1 protein-coding gene is annotated in these 1,416 nt (G+C 65.8%); it reads right to left on the reverse strand.

Annotated features, from left to right (window positions below; all coding sequences use genetic code 11):
• Positions 1–803 (reverse strand): reverse transcriptase N-terminal domain-containing protein (locus AB1460_RS37485; RefSeq protein WP_368967309.1); only part of this gene is annotated, 803 nt, incomplete at its 3' end.
• Positions 804–1,416: the final 613 nt, after the last annotated feature.

A 1,416-nucleotide genomic window follows, 5' to 3' on the forward strand; every position in this document is an offset into this window, starting at 1 on the left:
ATCACACCACCTTGGGGAACTCCCTCGGTGGTGCGGCGATACCCGTCTGGGCCGATCACGCCCGCCGTCAGCCATCCGGCCACCACTTCCCGCCCCGGGAAGCTGCCCAGCAGCCCAAGCATGTGATCATGGTCGACGTGGTCGAACGCCGCTTCCAGATCCGCGTCCAACACCCACCGGCGTTTCGTCCGCGCGCCCGCCACGGTCCAGAAGATCGCGGCAATGGCGTCCTGGCAGCCACGCCCGGGCCGGAAGCCGTACGACTTCGGCTCGAACCTCGCTTCCCACTCTGGTTCCAACGCGGTGACCACCATGGCCTGAGCCGCCCGATCGGCGATCACCGGTATTCCCAGCGGCCTACTCTTCTTCTTTCCCCGCTTCGGGACGAGCACCCGCCTGACAGGCTGCGCGGTCCACGACCGGGCCTTCCTTTGCACCGTCTCAGCCAGCTCGGCCTTTCCCGGCGCGTCCAGCACGACCCGACCGTCCACTCCCGGAGTCAGACGGCCAGCATTGACCTCCGTCACCCGGCGCACGCTCACCTGAGCATTCACCAAAGACCGCAAGGCCAACTTCTGCAGATTCCGGAGACGTTTCACATCTCCGTCTCTCGACGCCGCGAAGATCCGTTGCCGTAGCCTGCGTACTTCCCGGTTCGCCTGGTCCCAGTCAATGTCGTACCAGTCCCAGCCGGGCCGGTCGTCCTCCGGTCCGTTCACCCCGGCCATCGCCGAGGTGTCCAACATGTCCTTCGGTTCCGCATCTGTGGTCATCGGTTGTCTCCACGGGCTCACCTGACCCACGTGGGCACCCTTTCGAGCCCGGACACCAGGTCCGGTATCCGGCCGGTTCCTCCCATGACCCACACCAGGAGGAGGCGCGACTACAGTCATGGTCTTCCCGTCACCTTTCGGTATGCCGGCATTCGCTTCTTGGGTCATCCTGCTCCCGCCAGGGGATCGGCTTTCCTCACGGTCAGCTCACCAGCCCTCACGGGCCGGACCGCGACGGGGTTCCACGTTCCACACGCACAAGCAGCAACCGGATTGGGTGCCCTCTCGACCCCGGGGACAGCGGTGCCCACCACGACCGCTTCCGAATGGACGGCCGTCGCCTGCCGCCTCACAGCGGCATGGTCCCTAAACCCCGGTAGTCCTTCCATCCATCCGAGGCTCAACGTAACGAGGCATCATCGAGGGTTCACTCACGTTCACCCGCCCGGCCTTTCCCTCACCTGTAACCCCCGGATGGATCGGGAGCCCTTGGGCTTTCCCCGGAGCTTCGCACCCCGCCGTCACCAGCGACGCACGTCCAGGTGGGAACGGGCCATCGGGCACTGGCCCGGGACTATATCGCCGGTATCAGCCGGCCCTCCTTCCGATACATCCACTTGTCACGTGCGACCTCGTGTCGCAC

Source organism: Parafrankia sp. FMc2, from assembly GCF_041008525.1.
Taxonomy (GTDB): domain Bacteria; phylum Actinomycetota; class Actinomycetes; order Frankiales; family Frankiaceae; genus Parafrankia.